This window comes from Pseudomonas sp. microsymbiont 2 (assembly GCF_054788395.1).
On record NZ_CM139112.1, the window covers coordinates 2,786,492 to 2,809,973 of the forward strand.

The 23,482-nt window shown below is 60.0% G+C and carries 13 protein-coding genes and 1 pseudogene; 10 read left to right on the forward strand and 4 right to left on the reverse strand.

Features of this window, described 5'->3' with window-relative positions; all coding sequences use genetic code 11:
* Positions 1-7: 7 nt before the first annotated feature.
* The 3 genes and pseudogenes from ACYUME_RS12620 to ACYUME_RS12630 form a co-directional block, all read right to left on the reverse strand.
* Positions 8-214: pseudogene (locus tag ACYUME_RS12620) on the reverse strand (IS5/IS1182 family transposase); the annotation flags it as partial.
* Positions 215-404: 190 nt separating this feature from the next.
* On the reverse strand, positions 405-989 hold the full coding sequence (locus ACYUME_RS12625; RefSeq protein WP_460419152.1) for an isochorismatase family protein: 585 nt from the start codon (positions 987-989) through the stop codon (positions 405-407).
* 441 nt (positions 990-1,430) lie between these two features.
* The gene (locus ACYUME_RS12630) at positions 1,431-2,495 is read right to left on the reverse strand and encodes an alkene reductase (RefSeq protein ID WP_460419153.1); all 1,065 of its coding nucleotides are present in this window, start codon (positions 2,493-2,495) and stop codon (positions 1,431-1,433) included.
* A 100-nt stretch (positions 2,496-2,595) separates the two neighbouring features.
* Here ACYUME_RS12630 and ACYUME_RS12635 point away from each other — a divergent pair, with 100 nt between their 5' ends.
* The 3 genes from ACYUME_RS12635 (at position 2,596) to ACYUME_RS12645 (ending at position 7,410) form a co-directional block, all read left to right on the forward strand.
* Complete coding sequence (locus tag ACYUME_RS12635; RefSeq protein WP_460419350.1) at positions 2,596-3,477, forward strand: LysR family transcriptional regulator; 882 nt, start codon at positions 2,596-2,598, stop codon at positions 3,475-3,477.
* A gap of 288 nt (positions 3,478-3,765) precedes the next feature.
* A complete protein-coding gene (gene arfB, locus ACYUME_RS12640; protein WP_460419154.1) occupies positions 3,766-4,179 on the forward strand; it encodes an alternative ribosome rescue aminoacyl-tRNA hydrolase ArfB in 414 nt (137 codons plus the stop codon).
* 360 nt (positions 4,180-4,539) lie between these two features.
* A complete protein-coding gene (locus ACYUME_RS12645; RefSeq protein WP_460419156.1) occupies positions 4,540-7,410 on the forward strand; it encodes a hypothetical protein in 2,871 nt (956 codons plus the stop codon).
* A 234-nt stretch (positions 7,411-7,644) separates the two neighbouring features.
* Here the strand turns inward: ACYUME_RS12645 and ACYUME_RS12650 are convergent, their stop codons facing one another.
* A complete protein-coding gene (locus ACYUME_RS12650) occupies positions 7,645-8,454 on the reverse strand; it encodes an isocitrate lyase/PEP mutase family protein (protein ID WP_460419158.1) in 810 nt (269 codons plus the stop codon).
* Here ACYUME_RS12650 and ACYUME_RS12655 point away from each other — a divergent pair.
* The 7 genes from ACYUME_RS12655 (at position 8,453) to ACYUME_RS12685 (ending at position 23,482) form a co-directional block, all read left to right on the forward strand.
* Positions 8,453-8,776, forward strand: coding sequence for a hypothetical protein (locus tag ACYUME_RS12655; RefSeq protein WP_460419160.1), 324 nt, complete (start codon positions 8,453-8,455; stop codon positions 8,774-8,776). The two genes, ACYUME_RS12650 and ACYUME_RS12655, sit on opposite strands and share 2 nt — an antisense overlap.
* A 595-nt stretch (positions 8,777-9,371) precedes the next feature.
* Entirely contained in the window at positions 9,372-10,103 is a 732-nt protein-coding gene (locus ACYUME_RS12660; RefSeq protein ID WP_279880118.1) for a thioesterase II family protein, read from the forward strand.
* Complete coding sequence (locus ACYUME_RS12665; RefSeq protein WP_279880115.1) at positions 10,090-10,914, forward strand: SDR family oxidoreductase; 825 nt, start codon at positions 10,090-10,092, stop codon at positions 10,912-10,914. Before ACYUME_RS12660 ends, ACYUME_RS12665 begins: the two co-directional genes overlap by 14 nt.
* Positions 10,915-11,155: 241 nt before the next feature.
* Entirely contained in the window at positions 11,156-13,942 is a 2,787-nt protein-coding gene (locus ACYUME_RS12670) for an amino acid adenylation domain-containing protein (RefSeq protein WP_460419162.1), read from the forward strand.
* Complete coding sequence (locus tag ACYUME_RS12675) at positions 13,942-17,601, forward strand: amino acid adenylation domain-containing protein (RefSeq protein ID WP_460419164.1); 3,660 nt, start codon at positions 13,942-13,944, stop codon at positions 17,599-17,601. The genes ACYUME_RS12670 and ACYUME_RS12675 overlap by 1 nt, the downstream gene beginning before the upstream one ends.
* A 16-nt stretch (positions 17,602-17,617) precedes the next feature.
* Positions 17,618-22,687: an amino acid adenylation domain-containing protein gene (locus ACYUME_RS12680; RefSeq protein ID WP_460419166.1), complete on the forward strand. Its 5,070-nt coding sequence runs from the start codon at positions 17,618-17,620 to the stop codon at positions 22,685-22,687.
* A 9-nt stretch (positions 22,688-22,696) separates the two neighbouring features.
* Positions 22,697-23,482 (forward strand): AzlC family ABC transporter permease, encoded by a 786-nt coding sequence (locus ACYUME_RS12685; RefSeq protein ID WP_460419167.1) that lies wholly within the window; start codon positions 22,697-22,699, stop codon positions 23,480-23,482.

Here is a 23,482-nt window from a genome sequence, read left to right on the forward strand (position 1 = left end):
GCGCGAAGTTCTTGGGCGAACTCTGCGCGTGGATCAACGTGGCATCGGCAAGGGTGCCTTGGCGCAGCGACTGGCCACGATCCCCCAGGCAGATATTTATCACTCCGAGGATGCCAACGGCCAGCTTATGTTTCTCCAGCAGACGACGGAAGTTGAGGATGGTGGTTTCTTCGGGAATACGTTCCAGGTTCAGCCTGGCGAACTGACGCAAAATCGGAAAGTCTTTCTCAGATACAGCGTTTTAGATCAGCAACTGAGGAGACACGTTTCCCTCCTTCCAAGGCGCCAGTGCGAGACTGATACCTTTCATTGGCCGGGCCTCTGGTCGCCAACTTATATCCATCGTTCACCGGAGTTTGACCGGAGGAACCCTGTAACAGGCTCCTCTGGTCAAGACTGGAGAGTCACTCGCCAAATGCTTCCATCAGCACTTGAACCAACTGGCCGCCCTCTGGCGTAGCCCAGCTGCCTGCCAGTTCGGCAATCAGCTGGTTGGTGGTGGTGAGGGTCACACCGGCCTTGTCCATACGACGCAAGGCGATGTCGTCAGCCATTTTGGTAGGGGAAGCACCACCGTCGGCCACGACCTGAACCTCGAAACCATCGCGTACCAGCGACAGCGCTGGGTATACCGTGCAGACGTCGTTGGTCACGCCGGCGATGATGAGTTTCTTGCGACCTGTAGCTTGCACCGCCGCGGCGAAGTTCTCATCGTCCATTGCGTTGACAATGCCCAGGCGTTTGATGCGACCGGCAAATTCAGTCGGAAGGATCCCTTCCAGTTCGCTCAACAGAGGCCCCTGCGCGTACTCTTCCATGCTGGAAGTCAGCACCACGGGAAGCTTCAAGATGCGAGCAGCTTTCGCCAGCATCAGCGCGTTGCGCTTGAGTTCTGCAAAGGGCATGGATTTCGCCCAGCCCATGGTGCCAACCTGATGGTCGATCAGTAGCAGGGCCGCATTGTCGGCACTGAATTTTTCGTACGTCATGGTCATTCTCCTGGAGAGTGCGTGGGGTGCATCACCCCGGTTGGGGTTGCTCTACTTGAATCGGCGACTTGCAGGTTGCCAAACGCACCGCGCTGGTAACCTGCAGTCGCTTTGGCCAAGGCCTTCTCGCAAGCGAGTGCCAGTGCCCTTTCCAGAACACGGGCTGATGGAGGGCAATGCCTGAAAGCAGGGCGGCTTTGGCGTTACCCTTTCTTGCGGCCAGGGTTACTACCCGATCTGCTTCTGTGGAAGACCCACTGCGGCTTTGCAAAGCCTGCGCGAGGGTGGGGTAAGAACGTTGGTCCGCTGATCCGGGCGTGATCAATACCCAGGAATGGATCGATTGGCCTGGAATACTGGCCGCCACGCAGCGTGAAGGCCTTGAATCGGCTACCGTGGCTCATGCCCTGCAAACGTGCGTTGGATGACATGACGGCCTCCTTACGCCTCTTCGGACATGGCGGGGTAATCGATATAGCCTTCAGCGCCTGGGGCGTAGAAGAGACCTTTGTTCGGTACGTTCAACTCGGCGTCTTCCAGAAAGCGTTTTGGCAGGTCGGGGTTGGCCAGGAATGCGCCACCGAATACGACAGCATCGGCTTTACCCTCGGCGATCAGCGCTTGAGCGCTTTCTTTGGTTTGGCCACTGCCGATCAGGTAGCTGCCATCGAACAGAGGACGCAGGGCGGCGTGGTAGTCGAACTTGGCAGCGAACAGCGCGACATGCAGGTAGGCGAGTTTCAGCTCGCGCAGTTGAGCGACCAGATGGGTGTAGGTGTCTTGCGGGTTGGCGTCGACGATGTCGTTGAAGTTCATTTCTGGCGAGATCTTGATGCCCACACGATCTCCACCCACTTCGCTGACCATCGCGGCGAGCACTTCCAGTACGAAGCGAGCGCGGTTTGCGACTGAGCCACCGTATTGATCGTCGCGCTGATTGCTGCCGGTGGAAAGGAATTGCTCTGGCAGGTAGCCCGAAGCCGCATGCAGCTCGACACCGTCGAAACCGGCTTCGATTGCCAAGCGTGCCGCTTGACGATAGCCCGCGATTACTTCGGCAATCTCGACAACGGTCAGAGCATGTGGGGTGACGAAGTCTTGCAGACCCGTCGCAGTGTAAGTCTGACCTGCTGCTTTAATCGCCGAAGGCGCCTGAGGCTGTGCACCGTTTGGCAGCAGCGACGGGTGAGACACACGTCCGCAATGCATCAGTTGCATGAAGATGCGACCGCCGCGAGCGTGAACGGCGTTGGTGACTTTCTTCCAGGCAGCCACCTGCTCTGCGGTTTCGATACCCGGCGTGCGAACGTAGCCTTTGCCCATGGCAACTGGAAAAACACCTTCGCTGATAACCAAGCCAGCCGATGCGCGCTGGGCGTAGTAAGTGGTGACCAGATCAGATGGCACCCCAGCAGCATCAGAACGCGAACGGGTCATTGGTGCCATGACCATGCGGTTGGAGAGGGTGTAAGGGCCTACTTTGACTTCGGAAAAAAGAGCGTTCATTGCGCTGCGCCTCAGTGGTGAGGTGGCTATGATTGATCAATCCGAATTCGGGATAAATCCGGTAAAATTGAAATCACTGATCCACTGGTGGAGCAATGTGTTGGAGTATCTCAATGACATGGCGTTGTTTGTCGAGGTTGTGAAGGTACGTAGCTTCCGACGGGCAGCGCAGGCACTGGACATGCCGAACTCAACGCTCTCGCGCCGTATCAGCGGCCTGGAGAAAGCCATTGGTCTGCGTCTTCTTCACCGTACGACGCGCAAGATCGAGCTGACCGAGGCCGGGCAACTGTATTACGAACGCTGCAAACGGATCGTCGACGAGGCTAGGCTTGCTCATGAGCAGTTGGGGGAAATGTTGGCGCGCCCGAGCGGGTTGTTACGGGCATCACTTCCTGTGGATTTCGCCAATGTCTACCTGGCGCCACTGATCGCCGAGTTCGCTCAGCTTTACCCTGGCATCAGCTTTGAATTCGACCTCACCCCGCGCCAGGTCGATTTGATCAGCGAGCCCGTGGATGTCGTGATCCGCATGGGCGAGCCCCAAAACTCTAACTTGATCGCCCGAAAACTGGTGAGCCTTCAGCGTTTCCTGTATGCATCCCCCCAATACCTGAAAACCTCGGGCGAACCGCAATTGCCTTCGGACCTCCCCCACCATCAATGCTTGCGACTACGTGGCCCAGATTCGGATCGCTGGACGCTCACGGGCCAAGGTGGAAGCGAACAGGTCGATATTGGCGGACGTTTCGAACTCAACAGCGTCGGGATGCTGCGGCGTCTGGCGTCACTGGATCTGGGGATCACGTTGCTGCCGGAGTTGATTGCCGCACAGGATGTGGCTGAGGGGAAGTTGCGGCGTATCTTGCCGCAGTGGCAGGCGTCGTCGGTGTCCGTGTACGCACTCACTGAGACGCGGTTATTACCTGCCAAGACCCAGCGCTTTATCGAGTTCGTGCGCGATAGATTGAAAGCCAGTTAGTACCGTGGCTCGCAGATGTCTGCACGACTGTCCGCTTTTGATCGCTCGCTCCCCTGCAAGCGCTGACAGTGAGCCCAGGCTGAGAAGCAATTCGACATCCAGGGCGTGGTGCTGGGCAACACTGCACATCCTTGATCAAAAGCCTCAATGCAGAAAATGGCCTGGGAGGCCTATTTGGCACGGGCGGATCAGAACGTCTCGATCATTGTGATTGAGGTCAAACGTGTTTTGTTCTGTGGGAGAGCGACGAAGGCTGTGATAATGCAGGGTAATCACAAGGACCTTGTCATGCTGACCATCTCCAATAACGTGCATCTGCCGGATGCCGACATCGAACTGACCTACATTCGCGCGCAAGGCGCGGGTGGGCAGAATGTCAACAAGGTGTCCAGTGCCGTGCACCTGCGCTTCGACATCCGGGCCTCATCGTTGCCCGAGTTTTACAAGGAGCGATTGCTGGCGCTGCGTGACAGTCGCATCACCGGCGATGGCGTGTTGATCATCAAGGGCCAGCAGTACCGCACCCAGGAGCAGAACCGTGCCGACGCACTGGCGCGTCTTGCCGAGTTGATCATCGCTGCCGGCAAGACCGAGAAGAAACGCCGTCCGACCAAGCCTACCCTCGGTTCTAGGACCCGCCGCCTCGAAGGAAAAGCCAGGCGGAGCACGGTCAAGGCAGGTCGGGGCAAGGTGGAGTTTTAGTGCCGATGGTGGACGTTGCTGGCAAGTCTTGCTCCTGGTAGCGCCACTATCGCCTGAGCCAGCCATGTAGGGCTGGCATCTCCTACGCCATGCGCCAAGAACTGGTAGTCGATGGCCATGCTCAAGAAGCAGTCCGCGACCAACGTTCTGAAGGTGGCTCGACTTTACTCGTTGAGCCAAAGTCCCTCAGTGCTGCCGAAGAACATTCGTGAAGTCCTGCACTCGAGCGGCGTAGCAACGGCATTTCCACCCAAGAGAAGCAGGGGATGTCGTTTTGACATCCCTCTATAAGGTACTACCGTTGCTAAAAAGCGGTGCCTTGGCAACCCTAATAGGGTTGATGATAGCAAGGGGGGAGCCATGAAACGCCACTCATTCCTACTTTCTCGCCTGCTTGCAATCCTCCCTCTTCTCGTTGCTGTTATCACCCAGACAGGTTGCTCGCTTTTGCTTCGCCAAGCAGACGAGATGGTTGAAAGCAACTTCCCGCCTATAACCCATGCAGAGGCCAAGCGGGAAGCAGTGAGCCGGTCCGATGCTCAGTTGGCGACCATTCAATCTCCTGGCTTGCTATTCAATATTCCGCGAGCAGCCCTGAGCGAGGCTGTTGCCCATAGTCTGAGTACGTTTAACTCTGGTGAGCTGAGAGTTCTTTCCGCAGAGGTCGCCCCAGATGAACAAGGTCTAACGGTTACTGCTGAAGTTGAAGGGTCCATGGCCGAGCCTGGCGGGACCTTCAGGGCAAGACTCAAAGGGTGGAGCGTTTTAAGCATCAGCGGTCAAACTGCATCCATTCAGCCAATTCTCGAGAGCGCGGAGCTGACAAGCTTGAGCCTCGACCGATGGTGGACACCAGACAGGGTGATCGCCAATACCATCAATGCGCTACTGGCTCGGTATATATCCAACGTCAACGGTCAGATAAAGCCTCTTGAGTATCCGATAGACCAAGCGGCTACCGGGCTGCCCGCGTCTCCGGTTCCCATCACTCTACCCGACGGCCGGGTCGTCGTGGTGCCTTCGGTTCGCCTTGGCCCAATAGCAGTTTTGGTGGATGACAGCGGCGTTCATCTATTGGGGCAGGTTGACGTCCCAGGCACTGTGAAGAAGACAGAAATATTGCCGACTTCCAACTCATTTGAGGCGTACAGAAGTGCTTTCTGGAGCAAGTCCGCAGTCATTAGATCAGGAGAAAGGCGCAGTGATGCCGGTCTCTTCCTTTCGGATGCGTTGCTCGAACGCTTGCTTAAACCTAGTTTCACGCCGATCAAGCTCGAGGATCTTCAGCAAACAGCATTGGCCCAAACGCTGTTCTCGCTTAGAAGCTTCGGGGACGTGGCCGCTGGCGCTTTGGTGAGCTCGAGAACGTTGCTCGATGGAATACATGCCGGGCTTGTCGAGGCACTCAAGGATACTGAGGATACGGATTTCGGCGAACCGGTGGTTCAGCTCGGCGAGCAAACTGTCTCAGTAACCCTTCCTGTGAAAGGCGTGATAAAAGGGGCAAATCTTAACTACGAAGGGACGGTACAGGGTGGTGGGGTACTGGCCTCTCAAGATGGCAAGCTGTACTACCGCCTGGTGGTTGGCAGCATCACGCTACAGCATCTGCAACATGTGGGTGGGCCAATCTCTATTCAACCCTTTGTGACCTCCGTGAACGACGTGGTCGCTCAGTTACTGCCGTACATTAACTCTGCCCTGGTTGAGAAACCGATCAGTTTACCGCTACCTGACCTCGCGCCGGTGGCGGTTTCGACCGGAAATATCAAGGTGCGGCCAGAGACGCTGGTACCTGCCAAGCCAGGTGCACTATTGCTGATTCCTCGGATCAGCCCCGAGGGTATAAAAGTACTCGTGCTTGAAGCGCCAGAGCTCCAAGACCAGGTGCTGGGCTACGATTATGCAGTCCCCAACATTGCTATTAGCCAGGCTGTTGAAGCCGTCTCCAAAGCGGCTCTGGCAGCTGAGAAACGCGATATCGGCGTCTTTGTAGGAATCACCCCATCAATGGTCGATCAGGCTTTCAAGGCTCGTTGGGAGACAACCCTGCCGCCTTATTCGCTTCCTGATGCTCAGGTACCTGAGCTGCTGGGTACGGTGTCACTGCGCTGGGTCACATCCTTGATCAATCGGACGCTGAAGCAAAACAATATCTCGATTGCAGGACACGTGGATAGCGGGAGTATTCCCTACGACAGCGGCAAACTCAGGTTGACTGGTGATCTACAGGCCAGTTGCGCCGCTGATAAAGAATGCCGGCGAACAAACGATTGCCGGCTACGGAGCTGCAGTCGGAATAGTTGCAACTATGACTGCAGAAGAGGCTTACCGTTTGGTGGATCTTGGGATGATCCCGTCTGTAAGGCATCCGAAGCGCTGTGCAATGTTCGTGAGGAAGCTCAGCGCGGAGCATGCAACATCCAGGCTACCGCCGAGAAGGCAGCCTGCGACGTAGCCGAAGAAACAAAATTAGCTGCCTGCAATACGCTGCGTGAATTGGAAAAATTGGGCTGCAACATCGTCAACGAAGCCATTCGGGCCATTCAGAAGCTTGATGGCATCGGTTCAATCAGTGGCTCTGCCCGAGTACTTGCGGACGCTTCAATTACAGAGCCCACGCTCGACTACGATCCCAACAAGGCCACCATGACGCTACAGATGCTTCCGAGCGTTGCTCTGGAAATGAGTGGTGATCTTCACTTTCAGCCCTACGAAATTGGTCTCGTCCTGGTTTGCCCGACCCCGGGCACTGTTCCATTTCACTTGAACGGAGCTCTACTTGGCGCTCGCACCACGATAGTCGGGCATGTAGCCCCGGCAGACGCTTCACAGGGAGATGACCTGGACTTGAATATAAGTTTCGACCCGATTCAAGTGACAGGACAGCTTTCACCTGGGCCGCTCGAGGCGCTTCTTGTACAGAATCCCCATGTTTTCGTAACATGCAACCCGGTGCTGACGGGGGCTTTAGGCAGCGCGACGATTCTTGGCAAAATTTCTGCTTTCACACCGCTTGATATTGTTGGCGCGATTGAGCGGGCGGTGCCCGGCAATCAAGAAGAAACGAGCAAAATGCTAAAAATGGTGACATCTGGCCGAGTCAACCAACAGATTGAAATTCCACCAATGTCTGTGAATGTGCCGAGCATCTCAGCTGATCTGCTGGGCAAATCGATTAAGCTTTCGCCGCGCTGGTCGAGAAACCAGTTAATAATGGAGCAGCGGTAGGCGATCAATGGACGGCGAATCTCTTCGCAGTCCAAAAAAATCGACCCTTATCACGGGGTGATCTGAACGGGTTCGCCAAGCCCGGCCCGCAGGGCAGCGATAACGATGATGTCATCACAGGCCTTGCAGCCGGCTCCGTTCATACGCTGGTTGGCCTGGGAGGCAACGACACATTTAGGCGTAGGCGAGGGCGCTTGCCATAGAGCGTTGTCCTTACGTCTGAACTCAAACAGGTCAATCGGTCTGAGGTGCCATCAGTGCGTTCAGCTCGCCGTAGGTATGGGCCTTGAAGTCGTGGGTCTCGAGTTGCCCACTCTCCAGGAAATGGCGGGCCAATCCATCCATGGCGCCATACAAGCACTCGGCGATGCTCGAGCCGGCACTCAGACGTCTGACACCAAGACGTTGCAGCTCGTCGGGAGCAGCCAGCCCTGTGCGCCAGAGCAGGTTGACCGGCAAACTCGACTCCCGGCACACCGCGGCGATCTCATTGGGTTCAACGACGCCTGCGGCGAACAATCCGTCCGCGCCCGCGTTGGCATACCGTGCGGCGCGCTTGAGGAGCTCTTCCAGGCGGTGCTCGGCGGGCACCAGGTTTTTCAGGTAGACGTCGCAGCGCACATTCACGAACAGGTTGATCCCATGCTGATTGGCAACCCTCCTGGCGGCGTCGATCTTGTGCACGAGCAGCTCGGGGGAGGCCACGCCGTCTTCGATATTGACGCCCACCGCGCCTGCGGCGATGACGGCCTCGACGACTTTGGCGACCTGTTCGGGATCGTCCGAATAACCCCCTTCGATATCTACCGTCAGTGGCACGCCGAGTACCCGAGTCATCGAACCGATGGTGGAGCTGAGTAACCGCAGCGGGAGCTTGTTGCCGTCCTGGTAGCCGTGGGACCAGGCCATCGCCGCGCTGCTGGTGGCTACTGCCTTGCTACCCAGACGTTCGACGAGGCGCGCGCCGCCAGCATCAGCCACGTTGGCCAGGATCAGCAGCCCTTGCTGGTGCAGGCCATGAAAAACGTTATCCAGTGCTGCCATGAAATCCTGCTCCTTTGAACATCATGTTGATGGATTACTGCTGACCACGGGGTTGATTCCCGTGGTGACGGAGGTTGGCGCCGATCAGGGTTTCATCATGACACCATTGCTGAACCTGGTATTGGGTTTTGTCGATGGAGCCCTGGCGCACATCATGAGGGTCGCGTCTTCGCGAATCGGCACACTGAGCGTCAGTCGAGCAAACTGGTGTATCGAAGTGATCGCGTACGATGTTTCTTCCATTGCCGGACCGCTCCGCGAAAACCAGTTCTACAGTAAGCGAATGCGCAGCATCGCTTCCAAGCACTGTGCACGCAGGTAGTGAAATTCACTAAAGGCATATGAAATTCACCAAACGCATAGGTGAAATTTTCTTTATCGGTTGGGTCGGTTGATTTTTCCTGGAACGACGGTTACACATGTTCGTCGGCTTTTTCCAGGCGTGCCTTTCGGCTCGAGATTGGAAGCGATTCTGGGAGAAACATCATGTGTGTCAGGGACTTGATATTAGTAGGTACGTGCCGTTGTAGCGAGCGGCCAGCCTCGGCATCGCTCTTCGCCGCGGGCCATACTTGGCCAGTCATTGCGTCTAACCCTTCGTCCAGGCCTTTGATAGGCAACCCTTCCAAGACGCAGTCAGTGGGGATGTGCCGCCAGTACGCGCAAGGCTTTAATTAAGCTCCGCTTGTTCAGTTGTGACTGTTCGTTCGAGCAGTTACATTTTTTAAAACCAGTAACTCATACAACTTGTATTGGGTGCTCGTGTGCGCTCGGAAAAGCATTTGCCGAAAAATGGCAAGTTGCGGGTCTGCGTTCAAGTGGGCGGTGGTTGTGTTTTTGTTGTCGCTGTTCCTTGATTAAGTTTCACTTCAAGTCGCGTTATTAATTGTCTCGGATAATCTCTATCTAGGTGCAGAATGTCTAAAGTTCCATTGTTGTGCTTTCCGTTTGCCGGAGCCGGTCCCTCTGTCTTCCAGCCATGGAAAGCCTTGGCGGGTGATCTCTTTGAAATTCTGCCGGTGACCTTGCCGGGCCGTGAGCGACGGTTTGTCGAGCCGGCCTACCGGTCGGTCAGGGACGCCATCGAGGGTAGCCTGGCGCAAGTTCTGGAACTCCTTGCGGGACGCGCTGAAGTGGCGATTTTCGGCCATAGCATGGGGGCCGTTCTGGCATTCGAGATGGCGCGCAAACTCTGTTCCGAGCCGTCAGTGAAGGTCGTCCATCTGGTCGTCAGCGGCTCGCCGGGCCCCATGTCTCCCCGTGAGGCGCGGGCGACAGGCCTGAGCGACGACATGTTCCTGGCGCAGGTTGCCTCGTTCGCCGGCTACAACCACCCGGCGCTGAACAACCCCGATATGCGCGCCATGCTGCTGCCTTCCCTGCGTGCCGACGTCGAACTGCATGAGGGCTACCTGCCGGAATCGGATCAGCCGTTGCCCGTGCCTGTGCTGTCACTTCGCGGCGCGCAGGATGACCTGGTCACCCGCGAGCAGGCCGCAGAGTGGTCCCGCGCCACCACGGCCGCCTTCACCGCCCTGGAAGTGGAGGGCGGGCATATGTACCTGAGTGAAAACCCAGGCGCCGTATTGCAGGCCATCCACACAGCCTTGTCGCGCGTCGCGCCGGAGGCTGCCCATGCGGCTGGCTGACAAGACGGCGGTGATTACTGGGGCGGCCCGTGGACTGGGACGCGCCTGTGCCGTTCATTTTGCCGCGCAGGGCGCTGACCTGGTGCTGTTGGATGTGGCCTCGGACATTGAGGGTGTCCCTTATGCGCTGGGTAACCGCAGCCAACTGGACTACACCGCGCAACTGTGCCGGGAGCACGGCGTCTCGGTGCTGACCGCCCCGGTCGATGTGCGCAACGATGCACAAATCGATGCGGCGATTGCCACGACCCTGGAGCGCTTTGGCCGGGTCGATGTGCTGGTCAACAACGCGGGCATTGCCGCGCCTTCGGGAAAAATGATCCACGAAATCACCGAAGAGCAGTGGCAACTGATGATTGACGTCGACCTGACGGGGGCCTGGCGAATGATCAAGGCTGTCGGGCACTGCATGTTGGCCCAGCGCAGCGGCAGCATCATCAATATCGCGTCGACCGCAGGGTTGGTGGGATACCGCAATTTCGCCGGCTACGTCAGCGCCAAGCACGGCATTGTCGGCTTGACCAAGGCGGCGGCACTGGACTTCGCCCCCTTCAAGGTTCGGGTCAATGCGCTCTGCCCAGGCTCGGTGCGGGACGATCCCAAGGTCGAAGGACGGATGCTGTCGGAGATCGCCCGCTCACTTGAAGTGCCTCCCGGCGAGCATGAGGAAATCTTCGTCCAGGCCCAGCCGATGAATGCCTTGATTGAGCCAGAGAGCATCGCGACCACGGCGGTTTGGCTGGCGTCCGATGACGCCCGCCAGGTGACTGGCAGCGTCATCACGGTCGACGGCGGTTTTACTGCCCGTTGAAGTCCGCCCGTTTTTCATCATTTTCCAGGGCTCTTGGTGGCGTATATCCAGGAGCATCGAGGGCAGGTTCAAAATGGACATTCTACCTAGCACTGCTGTATCGACTGAGCCTGGTGGTTTTCAGCGCTCCGCCGTCGTGGGCGCGAAGAGCCGCGATGGCGCCTATTGCCATGCCCTGCGCTACAGGATCAGTGGCGTTTCCTGCGTTACACAGCTTCAACAACATTATGCTCGTGTGGTCATGCGCTACTTGCCTGATGGCCATGCGGGCGCCGCGCCTGTGCCTGCCATCCTCTGGCATGAAGCCGTTGCAGGCCAATCCGGCGACGCCATCGCGGTAGCTCACTGCCGTGCGCAACTGCGCAAGCCACTTTCGTCCTCCAGCCCGGCTGCGTTGCGGGCAGTGTTGCTGGAGTACGAGGATGAGGTATGCGACTTGATCCTCGTCGGGCGTCGCAGCCAACTGGATTTGCGTTCGCTGATGCTGCTGGGGGATGCCTTGCTGGGCGGTAGCGAACTGGCGCTTCGCTTGGTCGGCGAGCCTGCTGCGGGCACCTGCCTGCTTGATGACGAAAGCCTTGAGGATGAGCGTTTTCCCGTGCCGGAATGGGCGCTTGGCGAGCCTGACCAGGCGCCGCTGCGCAAACGTTTCCGTCTGGCATTGGCGCAGGACGAAATCGGCAGCACGGCCAGTTGGCTGGCGGCATTGGCGGTGACCCTGAGTCGATACGGTGACATGGAGCCTTGCGAGGTCGCGACGCTGGTAATCGATAGCCAGCGTTCGCCTTATGCCCTGGGCGCCTGCGAGCGACTGGTGCACCTGCCGATAAGCCTTGAGCCTCAGGGCCCGTGCGCAGGGTTGCTGGAAGACATCGAAGCGCGGCTGCCACGTCTGGAGCAAGCGCCTGCGGGCCTGCTCAAGGCCTTTGTGCCTGCCATGATCGTGCACGATGCCCAGGCCGACCTGATCCCCTTCAGTGACTATCAGTCATCGTTGAGCCGCCTGTATTCGCTGCTGTTCCTGCGCGCTCGGGATGCTGAAGGCCAGGCCTATCTCGAATGCTCCTACCATTGCCGCGGGTTTGATGGCGAGGTCATTCGGCACTTTGCCCGGTCACTGGTCTTCGTTCATCAGCAACTGCTCGCCAACCCGCAGCACCGCGTGCAAAGCCTGCACTTGCTCAGCGACAAGCATGCCCTGGAGGTGGGGGCGCTGGGGCGCACGGTGAGGGGGGCGGATCCGCTCCAGCGCATTGAGCAGGTGTTTGCCGAGCAAGCCCGTGCCTATCCCGATGCCCTGGCGCTGTCGTTCGAAGGCCAGAAGCTGAGCTATCAAGCGCTGGACCAGCAGAGCTCCCAGTGGGCCCATGTGCTGCGCGCCGAAGGGGTTGTGCAGGGGGACTTGGTCGGCGTGTGCCTGGAGCGTTCCCTGGAACTGGTCGTGATGCTGCTGGCGGTGCTCAAGGCCGGTGCCACCTATGTGCCGCTCGACCCCGCGTACCCTGCCGAACGGTTGGGCTATGCCGTGGAAAATGCCCGTATAAGCCTGGTCGTCAGTACCCTGTCGGAGTTCCCGACCCCGGTGCGGTTGCTGTCTCCCCAGGCCATCATCGAGCGCAGCGTCGACTATCCGTCGGTTGCCCCGGCGATAACTGGCGACGCGCAAGCGCCGGCCTATGTCATCTACACCTCCGGTTCCACCGGCAAGCCTAAAGGTGTGGTGGTTCGCCATTGCAACCTGATGAGCCTGCTGGCCGGCACGCAAAAGGACTTCAAATTGTCCGCGTCCGATACCTGGACGCTGTTCCACTCCAGTGCGTTTGATTTTTCGGTCTGGGAAATGTGGGGCTGCCTGTTGACCGGTGGGCATCTGGTGGTGGTTCCTTATTGGGTGTCCAGGTCGGCCCGGGAGTTTCACGAACTGCTGGTGCGTGAGCGGGTCAGCGTGCTGAACCAGACGCCTTCGGCATTTTCCCAGTTGATCGAGGCCGACGAGCACAGTGGCGAGCCCTTGGCATTGCGCCTGGTCGTGTTTGGCGGTGAGCCTCTGGACGCCCGGATGCTGGTGCGTTGGTTCGATCGTCACCCCGAATCCGCGTGCCGGATGGTCAACATGTTTGGCATCACTGAAACCACGGTGCATGTCACGGCACAGACCATTACCCGTCGAGAGGCCCTCAAGGCCACGCGTTCGGTGGGGCGGCCGGTGGATGGCTGGCACGTCTACATCATGGATGAAGCGGGTCGATTGCTGCCGCCAGGGATCAGCGGTGAGATCTGTGTCGCCGGTGCCGGGGTTGCCCTGGAGTACCTCAATCAGCCGCAATTGACCGCCGAGCGTTTTATCACTAGGCCTTGTGATACGGGACGGCTCTATCGCAGCGGCGACAAAGGGCGCCTGCGCCCCGATGGCCGGTTGGAACACCTTGGCCGCCTGGACAGCCAGGTCAAACTGCGGGGCTTTCGCATCGAGCTGGATGAGATTCGCTCGGTGCTGTTGCAGGCCAGTGCGGTGGTCGCGGCCGCCGTGGTGCTCAATCAAGGCAAGGCCGGCGATGCCGCGTCGGCGCGACTGGATGCTTATCTGGTGCTCAATGGCGGCAGCGCCCAGGACGTGCGTCAGCATGCCGGCAAGTTCTTACCGGATTACATGCTGCCTTCCACCTTCACCGTGCTCGACGTCTTGCCACTGACGGCCAATGGCAAGCTGGACGTGCGGGCCTTGCCGGCACCGATGGTGCAAGTGCAGTCACTCCAGTCGCAGAAGAAGGCTGTGGCTGACGGCGATGCCGTGACCATGAGCCTGGTCGCAATCTGGGAAGCGGTACTCGGCGTGCCGGTGGGCCTGGATGACAACTTCTTCGCGCTGGGGGGCAACTCACTCTATGCCGTGCGCATCGATGCCATGTTGCGTGAGCAGCATCTGCCTTCGATTCCCATGCGCGAGATCTACATCCAGCAGACGATTCGCAATCTGCTGGGGTTCTTGCACGCCTCTGGCGCTGAACAGTCGAGCGTGGACCTGTGATGACGAATATCCACGCATCCCTCGACGACAGCGTCGTTCGCGAACAAACGCTGGACCTGACGGATTCCGGCGCAACCACCCTCAGCCCGGCGTTGCTTCTGGCGGGATGGGCCTGGTTGATCCAGGTTTATAGCCAACAGCCGCAGATCAAGCTTGAACGGCTGGTGACCCATGCGCCTTCGCAGGTCCTGGAGCTCGATGTCGAGCTGCCCGAGGCGTTCCTGGCCTTTGCGCAGCAGATTGAACGGCAACTGGGCCCGATGCCTGAGACCGCGCTTTACATCGCGTCCACCGGCGCCGAGGTGCCAGACGACGCGCCGCGTAACTGGCAGCAAATCACGATAGCCGGTGCGGCCGGACAACTGTGCCTGCGCAGCGATCTGGCCATGGATGCACGCGCTTTCGGGCGGTATGCCTGTCAGTTGGCGCATGTCTATCGACTGCTGGCACAAGCGCCTGACCGGCTCATGAGTGAGATGCAGGCTTTGCCGGCCGAGCAGGCGGCGCAGGTGCTCGAAGGATTCAACCAGACCGCGCGTGACTACCCGCGGAGCCTGACCATCGAACAGCGTTTTGCGCGGATTGCCGAGCAGTTTCCTGAGCGCTGCGCGGTCATGCACCGCACGCACGGCTTGACCTATCAGCAACTGGAGCAGCAGGCCAACAGTCTTGCGGCCCGCCTGCGCGCCGAGGGTGTTGTCCCAGGCCAGATCGTGGCGCTGCTGATGCCGCGCGCGCCCGCCATGGTGGTGGCGACTCTGGCGATTCTCAAGGCGGGCGGCGTATATCTGCCGATCGACCCGGACTATCCCGAAGAGCGGATCAACTTCCTGCTGCGTGACAGCGGCGCGGGGCATCTACTGGTGGATGGCGCGTGGCAGATGCAAGGGCGCGAGGCATTTGCCGGGCGCATCCTGACCGTCGCCGACCTTGCCTGCCAACCGCCAGCGGATCCCGCGCCCCTGGCCCCTGACCGCGCCGCCACCGCGGCGTACGTCATGTACACCTCCGGCACCACAGGCCGGCCCAAGGGGGCGATTGTGACCCACCGGGGCGTGATGCGCCTGGTTTGCAACCCTGACTATGTCGAGCTTGATCAGCACACCTGCATGCTGCAAGCGGGGGCCATCGGGTTCGATGCGGCGACCTTCGAAGTCTGGGGGGCGCTGCTCAACGGTGGATGCCTGCAGATTGTTGATCGCGACGTATTGCTCGATGCGACCGCGCTGGGCGGCTTCCTCGCCACCCATCGAACCACCTGCGCGCTGATCACGACATCGCTGTTCAACCAATTGGCCGAACAGGATCCGGCGCTGTTCAAACCGTTGCGCCAGTTGCTGGTCGGTGGGGACGCCATTTCCCCTTCGCACGTTCAACGGGTGCTGCACGCCTGTACCCAGTTGCGCCTGGTCAATGCCTACGGGCCGACCGAAAACGCGGTGATTTCCACGGCTTGCACCGTTACGCAGGCCGATGGGCTACCGATTACCATCGGGCGTCCTATCGCCAATTCGACGGCGTTCATCCTCAACCGCTTTGGTTACCCCGTACCGATCGGTGTCGAAGGTGAGCTGTGGGTCGGTGGCGACGGCCTGGGCCTGGGGTACCTGAATCAGCCGGAGCTGACGCAAGCAGCGTTTCAGTCCGCTGCCGGCATTGGTGGGCGCCAGGTCTATCGCACCGGTGATATGGCGCGCTGGCGGGAGGACGGTCGTATCGAGTTTCTCGGACGCCGTGACCATCAGGTGAAGATCCGTGGTTTTCGGGTGGAAACCAGTGAGATAGAACAGCAATTGCTGGCGCTGGAACATGTTCGTGAAGCCCTGGTGGCAGTGCTGAGACAACCGGTGACCCAGGAGCGTGTGCTGGTGGCCTACGTGACCCTGGATGACCTTGGGTCCATGGACCGTGTGCGGCATTCGCTGGCTCAGAAGCTGGCAGGGCACATGGTACCTGCAGCCTTTGTCAGGCTCGCGGGCTTGCCTCTGGCGACCAATGGCAAAGTCGACCGTTCGGCGCTGCCGCTGCCTGAGCTTGCTGATTTCACCCGCGGCACGCTTGATGCCACGCCGCCATCGACTGACACCGAGCAGGTATTGGCGCGGCTATGGGCCGAGGCGCTGGGCATGGCGCAGGTGGGGGTCCATGCCAGCCTGTACGAGCTGGGGGGCAGTTCGTTGACGGCGACGCTATTGGCGGGGCGTATCGAACACGCCTTGGGCTTGCGCTGCCCGGTGGCGCAGTTGCTGGCCACCCCGACCATTGCCCAGGTCGCGGCTTACCTGGATTCGGCGCAAAGGCGTTTGGCGCTGCCTGTCGAGGGAATGAGCGCTGCGGGTAAACAACCGCTCTATCCGGTTTCAGCGCAACAGCACCGTGTCTACATCGAGCAAATGAAGGACGATCGGTCCACCCATTATCATTTGCCGATGGTGGTAGCTCTCCCCGCAACAGTGGACGTGACGAAATTGCGGGGTGCCTTGCAGGCGCTCGTGCAACGCCACGAAATATTACGCACGGATTTCCAGCAACAAGACGCCTCGACCTGGCAGCGGATCCATGAACACGTGCCGGTCGAACTGAATGTCCATGACTATCTCGGCACGGTCGAGGCATTTGTGCGGGAGTTCGTTCGCCCGTTTCAGGTGAGTCATGCGCCGTTGTGGCGAGCGGCCTTGGTGCGGCACAGCGGCGGTACCGCGCTGGTGTTCGATATCCATCACCTCATCACTGACGGTTTTTCCCTGGCCATGCTGTTCCGGGAATGGGCCCTGGCCTATGGCGGCGTGCCGGTCGCCGAGCCGCCGTTGCATTACAAGGACTACGCCCAATGGATCTCCCAGGGGGCGGCAGCACCGCTGTTGACGCAAGCCAGGGCGTATTGGCACAAGGTGTATCGCTTGCCCTTCAGGCCGCTGGATATCCCTTGTGATCGTCCTCGCGCGGCAAAGCGATCCAATGCCGGCGGCCGGCTCGATTTCGAGCTCGGCACCCTGCGCACCACAGCGTTGCGGGCCTTGGCCCGGGAGCGAAACGTCACCCTGTTCCAGGTCTTGCTGGCCGGTTACGGCCTGTTTCTGGCGCGTGTCAGCATGGCCCGGGATGTGACCCTCGGGACGCCGGTCTCGGGCCGCAACCTGGCGCAAAGCCAAGGCATGCAGGGCATGTTCGTCAACACCGTGTGCCTGCGTCTGGCACTGCCGGGGCACCTGGGTTTTGACCAGTTCCTCCAGGAGGTTGCCGCACACGCCAATCAGGCTTTCGACCATCAGATCTACCCGTTCGACGCGCTGGTGAAAGAGTTGCCAGTGGTGCGTGAACCCAACCGCAACCCGTTGTTCGACAGCCTGTTCGCCCTGCAAAACACTGAGCTTGAGTCGATCGATTTTCTCGGTGGCCAGCCACGCTGGGTCCCCGAGGCAACGCAGAGCACGATTTTCGAGCTCAACCTGCAGATCAGCGAGCAGCCGCAGCAACTCACGGCGGCCTGGATGTACAGCACCGATCTGTTTCTTGCGCCCACGATAGGCAGCTTTCGCGATACCTATCTGGCATTGCTGGATGCGTTGTTGGCCGACCCTTCGCAAACCCTTGATGCGCTGATCACAGAGCCGGCCGGACAGGCCGTCGAGCTGCCCACTATCGATTTCTGTTTCTGAAATTCTGGAGCTTGTCATGCAATCCATTGAAACCCTTGGTCAACTCAAGGTCGCCGCGGCCCAGCGCCCGAAACAAGCCAGTTACTGGCGCGAATTGTTCAAGCTGGACTGGAGTAGAACCGGTTTTGCCGTGGACAAGGCGGCCAATGGCGAGCCGCGCCAGAGTGCCTCGCGCTTCACGTTACGTCCTGAGGTCGCGGCCAATGTCATCAAGGTGACCCGAGGCAATGAAGCCAGCCAGCAAGTGCTGCTGACGTCGGCGGTCATGGCGCTGCTGCACGTTTACACGCGCCGGGAGGTGCTAGTGGTCGGCCTGCCGGCCAGCTTCGAGGCCCGCCTGGCCGCTTCGCAAAACCTGGCCTTCCCGCTGCACGCCAGCCTGGAGGCGGGTACCAGCTTCAAGCAGTTGCTGGATCAGGTGCGCAGCCGGGTACTGGGTGCCATGGAGCACAGTGATTACCCGCTCGAGCTGTTTGCCGAAGAGTTCTCGCTGCCTGAGGCCGAAGGCCAGAGCCCGTTCTTCGACGTGGCGGTGGAGATCGCCCACCCAGAAAAACCAAGCCTTGCGCAGCGTCTGAATCTCGCAATGCTGTTCAGTTTCACCGTCACCGCTGAACAGGTCGAATTGGCTATCCACTTTGATGCGCGCTTGTATGAGGCGACCACGCTGCGCTGGCTGGCCATGCACCTGGAGGAGCTCCTTGCCCAGGCCCTGCAAGCGCCTGAAGCGCCGCTGGCGGATCTGGATCTGATGACGCCTCATGACGTGGATTTCCTGGCCACCGTCAATGCCACCGAGCAGGCCTACGACCAGAACGTGAGACTCGAAACGCTGTTCGCCCGTCAGGTGAGCCTGCGCCCCGATGCCGTCGCGGTGGTCTCGGACCACGGGGAGATGACGTTTGCCGAGCTGGACAAGCGCTCCAACCAACTGGCCCGTACCCTGGTCGGCAGGGGCGTCTGCCGTGACCAGGTGGTGGCGGTGGTCGCCCAGCGCTCCAACGAAATGCTGGTGGCGATTCTTGCGGTCATCAAGGCTGGCGGGGCGTACTTGCCGATTGATCCGAACTACCCCCAGTCACGCATCGACTATGTGCTCAATGACAGCGGCGCCCGTCTGATCCTGGCGCAGACGCATTTGTTGAGTGCCTCCCAGGAGCGCACCCAGCAGCTCATCGACCTGGATGATGCCAGCGCGTATGCCGCTGACGACCAGGCCCTGCCTGTGGTGGGCGACTCGCGCAATCTGGCCTATGTCATCTACACCTCCGGCTCCACCGGGCAACCCAAGGGCGTCATGGTTGAGCACCACTCGGTGGTCAATCGCCTGGCCTGGATGCAGCGCGCCTATCCCATCGGCCCTGGCGATGTGATTTTGCAGAAGACCCCCATTGCCTTCGATGTATCGGTGTGGGAATTGTTCTGGTGGATGATCGAGGGTGCGACGGTCTGTCTGCTGGCGCCGGGCGCCGAGCGTGATCCGCAAGCGATGGTCAACACCATCGAGGCCCATCGGGTCTCGACCCTGCACTTTGTGCCTTCTATGTTGAACGCGTTCCTTGGTTATGTGCAAAGCACTCAGGCCAGCACCCGATTGGCGAGCCTGCGCCAGGTGTTTGCCAGCGGTGAAGCGCTGAGCGTGCATCAGGTACGGCTGTTTGAAACGCTGCTGTTCGACGCTCACGCAACGGCCTTGATCAACTTGTACGGGCCGACTGAAGCCACGGTGGACGTGTCGTACTTCAATTGTTGCGGGCGCAACTTGAGCCACTTGGTACCGATCGGCAAGCCCATCGATAACACCCGCCTGCACATTCTGGACGCCAACCTCAAGGCGTTGCCGGTGGGCGTGCCGGGGGAGCTGTGCATTGCCGGTGCCGGCCTGGCGCGTGGTTATCATCAGCGTGAGGCGTTGACTGCCGAACGCTTTGTCGAGCGACCAACGGACGCGCAAGGGCGCATCTACCGTACCGGTGACCTGGCGCGCTGGTTGCCGAGCGGCGAAATCGAGTACCTGGGGCGTATCGATAACCAGGTCAAGCTGCGTGGCCTGCGTATCGAGCTGGGGGAAATCGAAACCCGCCTGCGGGACTTCCCCGAGGTGCGCGAGGCGGTGGTAGTGGTTCGCCAGATCGGTGAGACCCAATCGCTGTGCGGCTACATCGAGGCGCCGCAGACACTGGACTTGACGCACCTGCGCGGTTTCCTCGGGCAATTTTTGCCGGAGTACATGGTGCCGACGCACTTGACCATCGTTGACGCCTTTGCCTTGTCCCCGAGCGGCAAGCTTGATCGCAAGGCCTTGCCCGATCCGCTGCTGGCAAAAGCCGACGACACCGAATATGTGGCGCCGCGCAATGCCTGCGAGGCGTTGCTGGTAACGATCTGGGAAGACGTGCTGGGTGTGCGCCCGATTGGTGTGCATCACAACTTCTTTGCGCTGGGGGGAGATTCCATCCACTTCGTGACCATCCTCGGCCGGGCACGCAGCCAAGGGCTGGACTTCACGTTCCAGGACTTCTTTGCCCGGCCAACGATTGCCAAGCTGGTGGAAGGGCTGACGTCAGGCAGTGTCGGTGAGCAGGCCCGCCATACCTTCGAGCCTTATGAGTTGCTGACCCAGGCCGATCGCGACCGCCTGCCTTCAAGCGCCGAAGACGCCTACCCGCTGTCCATGCTGCAAGCGGGGCTGATCTTCCAGAACGAACTCAGCTTTGGCACCGCGCAGTATCACGACATCATCAGTTATACGATCAAGAGTGCGATCGATCTGGCGGTATTCGAGCAGGCCGTTCGGATTCTGGTGCAGCGCAATCCGATTTTCCGCACCAGCTATCACTTGTCCGGGTATGACCAGTTCATTCAGATGGTCAATCGGGACGTGGAGTTGCCGTTGACCATGGCAGACCTGCGTGGCATGGATGAGCATGCGCAGGAGCAGTGGTACCAGCAATGGCTCGAGGATGAAAAGGCCCACCGGTTTGTCTGGGAAAACGCCGGGCTGGTGCGGCTGCATGTGCATGTACTGAGCGACAATCTGTACCGCTATGTGCTCAGTCAGCACAACTCGGCCCTGGACGGCTGGAGCATTACGCTGGTTCACACGCAGCTTTTTGAAATCTACTACAGCTTGCTCAAGGGCAATGCCTACGACAAGCCGCTGGTGGATAACCACCTGCGTAATTACATGGGGCTGGAGCAGCAGTCCCTGGCCAGCGAAGCCGATCGCCAGTTCTGGCACAAGCTGATGGAGGGCGCGCGGTTTACTCAAGTGCCGCGTTTGCAACCCGAAGCGCCCACCTCGGGCCTGTCGGTGGTGTTCCATGAAGTCAAGATCGACAGCATGCTGTCGGAGCGCATCATTGCCCTGGCCGACGCCCTGCATGTGCCGGTCAAGACCGTGCTGATGACCGCACACTTGAAAGTCCTCAGCGAACTGGCCGCCGATGACGACGTGCTGGTGGGCTATGAGCACAGCGGCCGCCCGGAAGTGGAGGGGGCGACGCGGGCCATTGGCCTGTTCCTCAACACCCTGCCGTTGCGGGTGAAGATTGCCGAGGGCTCCTGGGCGCAATTGATCCAGCAGGTGTACAACGCGGAAACGGACCTGTTGCCGCATCGTCGTTACCCGATGGCCCAGATCAAGCAAGACATGGGCACTCAGCAAGCACTGTTCGAAACGGCGTTCAACTACACCCACTTCTACCTGCTCAAGGACCTGGAGAGCCTGCCTGAGTTCGACCTGCTGGACGTGCGCGCCAACTCCGAAACCGAGTTTGTCCTGCGGGCCGAATTCTCCCGGCATTTCTCCACCGATGATGTCCGGCTCAGCCTGCATTATCACGATCATGTCTTCAGTGCGCAGTACATCGAACAGATGGGCAGTTACTACCGCCAGGCGTTCGAGTTGATGACCCTTGACATGCACGCCCGGCATGACGCGATCGCGCTGCCGAGTCCTGAGCAGGCGCGGTTGTTGAACCAGGCCAGGGCCATCGAGGCCATGACGTTCTCGCGGGCGAGCAAGCCTGCAATCACCGGGCAGAGCGGGGCGCCACAGGCGCCAGAGTCAGCCACCGAGCGGCGTATTGCCCAGGTCTGGGCAGAAGTTCTGGGCGTGCCGGTGCAGAGCATCACGGTGGACGACAACTTCTTCGAGCTGGGAGGCACCTCGTTGGCCGCGATCCGCGTGGCCCTGGTGTCCGACGGCTTGATCTCCATCCCCAACCTGATGCGTCATTCCACGCTCAAGCCGTTGGCCGAGGCCATTGATGAGGGGGCCGGCAATGCCCAGGGCTTGCTGCAGCGCCTGACGCCGCCATGCAGCGATGCCAGCGTCGCCGTGGTGTGCTTCCCTTATGCGGGTGGCAACGCCATCAACTTCCGTGACCTCGGGCAGGCCCTGATGGCGGACGGGCGCGAGCGGGATATCTTCGCGGTCGAGCTTCCGGGGCACGATATCACCCGTGCCGATGAGCCGCTGCTGGATGTGCGCGAGGCCGCGCAACGCGTCGCCCGGGCCATCGAGCAAGCATCGCCGTCCGTGCCGTTGCTGTTCTGGGGCCATTGCGTAGGGGCGGCGCTGATGCTGGAAACCGCCAGGATCCTCGAAGGGCTCGGCCGGCCCATCAGCCGGGTGTTTGTCGCTGGCAAGCTGCTGGACAGCGCCGAGGTGACTCGTCAGCGCGTAGCCCAGACTCAGGCGCTGTCCCATGAGCAGGTGCTGGACTGGATGGTCGGCGAGACCGGCTACCAGGAACTGGCGCAGATGAGTGAGCAGCAGTCGACAACCTTGATCCGCGCCTTCCGTCACGATGCCACGGTGGCCAATCTCTACCTGGCGGATGCCGAGCAAGCGTGGAACGCCCACCGCCTGGCGGCACCGCTCACGGTGGTGGTGACTCACGATGACAGCATGACCCCGGACTATTCGCAGCGCTACCAACGCTGGAACCTGTTCAGCGACGACGTTTCCCTGAACGTCATCGAGGACGGTGGGCATTACTTCTGCCGGACTCGCCCAGAGGCGGTCGCTGCCGTGATCATCGGTGCGATCCAGGCAGACACCCCGCGTACTGCTTCATAAGGAATCGACATGACCAACAAAGAGTCTTTTGTACAGGACGCGGCGGTCGCAGTTGCAGCAGCCGATCTTGATGCCAACTCCGTGCCCGACCGGCGCGAGGAGTTGGTTGCCGGGGCGAGGGCCATGACGCCATTCCTGGTCTCGGCGTTTCCCATGGGCCTGCTGGGCGGTGCATTCGGCATGACCAGCGGCCTGGGGGAGGCCAAGACCCTGGCGCTGGCCATGGTGCTGAACTCCGGAACCGTGCAGTTCATCGCGATCAAGTTGCTGCAACAGGATGCGGCGGTGTCGGTGTTGTTGCTGACCGGCTTGGTGCTCAGCCTGCGGTTGCTGATCTACAGCACGGTGCTGCGTTCAAGCACTCGCTACCTGTCGCAGCGCTGGCGGGCGGTGGTGGCCTTCGGCATGATCGACGCGGTGTTTTTCGTGATGCTTGACCGCTTCAAGAAAAAGCAGGACGCCTATCCCGGCTGGCAATGGTTCTACTGTGGCGCTTCCCTGGCCATGTATCTGACCTGGATGGTGGCGACCGTGATCGGCATTGCCATTGGCGCCTCGTTGCCCGACCTGATTCAGCACGGGTTGGATTTCCCGATGATTGCAGTGTTTGTCGCCATGCTGGCCTCCACGCTGGTCAACTGGAAGGTCTGGGCCATCGTCAGCTGTTCCGGGGTGATCGCGCTGCTGTTTGTGGGGTTGCCGTACAACCTGGGGTTGCTGGTTGCAACCGCAGCGGGGGCGGTGATGGGCGTGCTGTGTGAAATGCTGGAAAAGCGTCGCGCCAAGGAGGTGTGA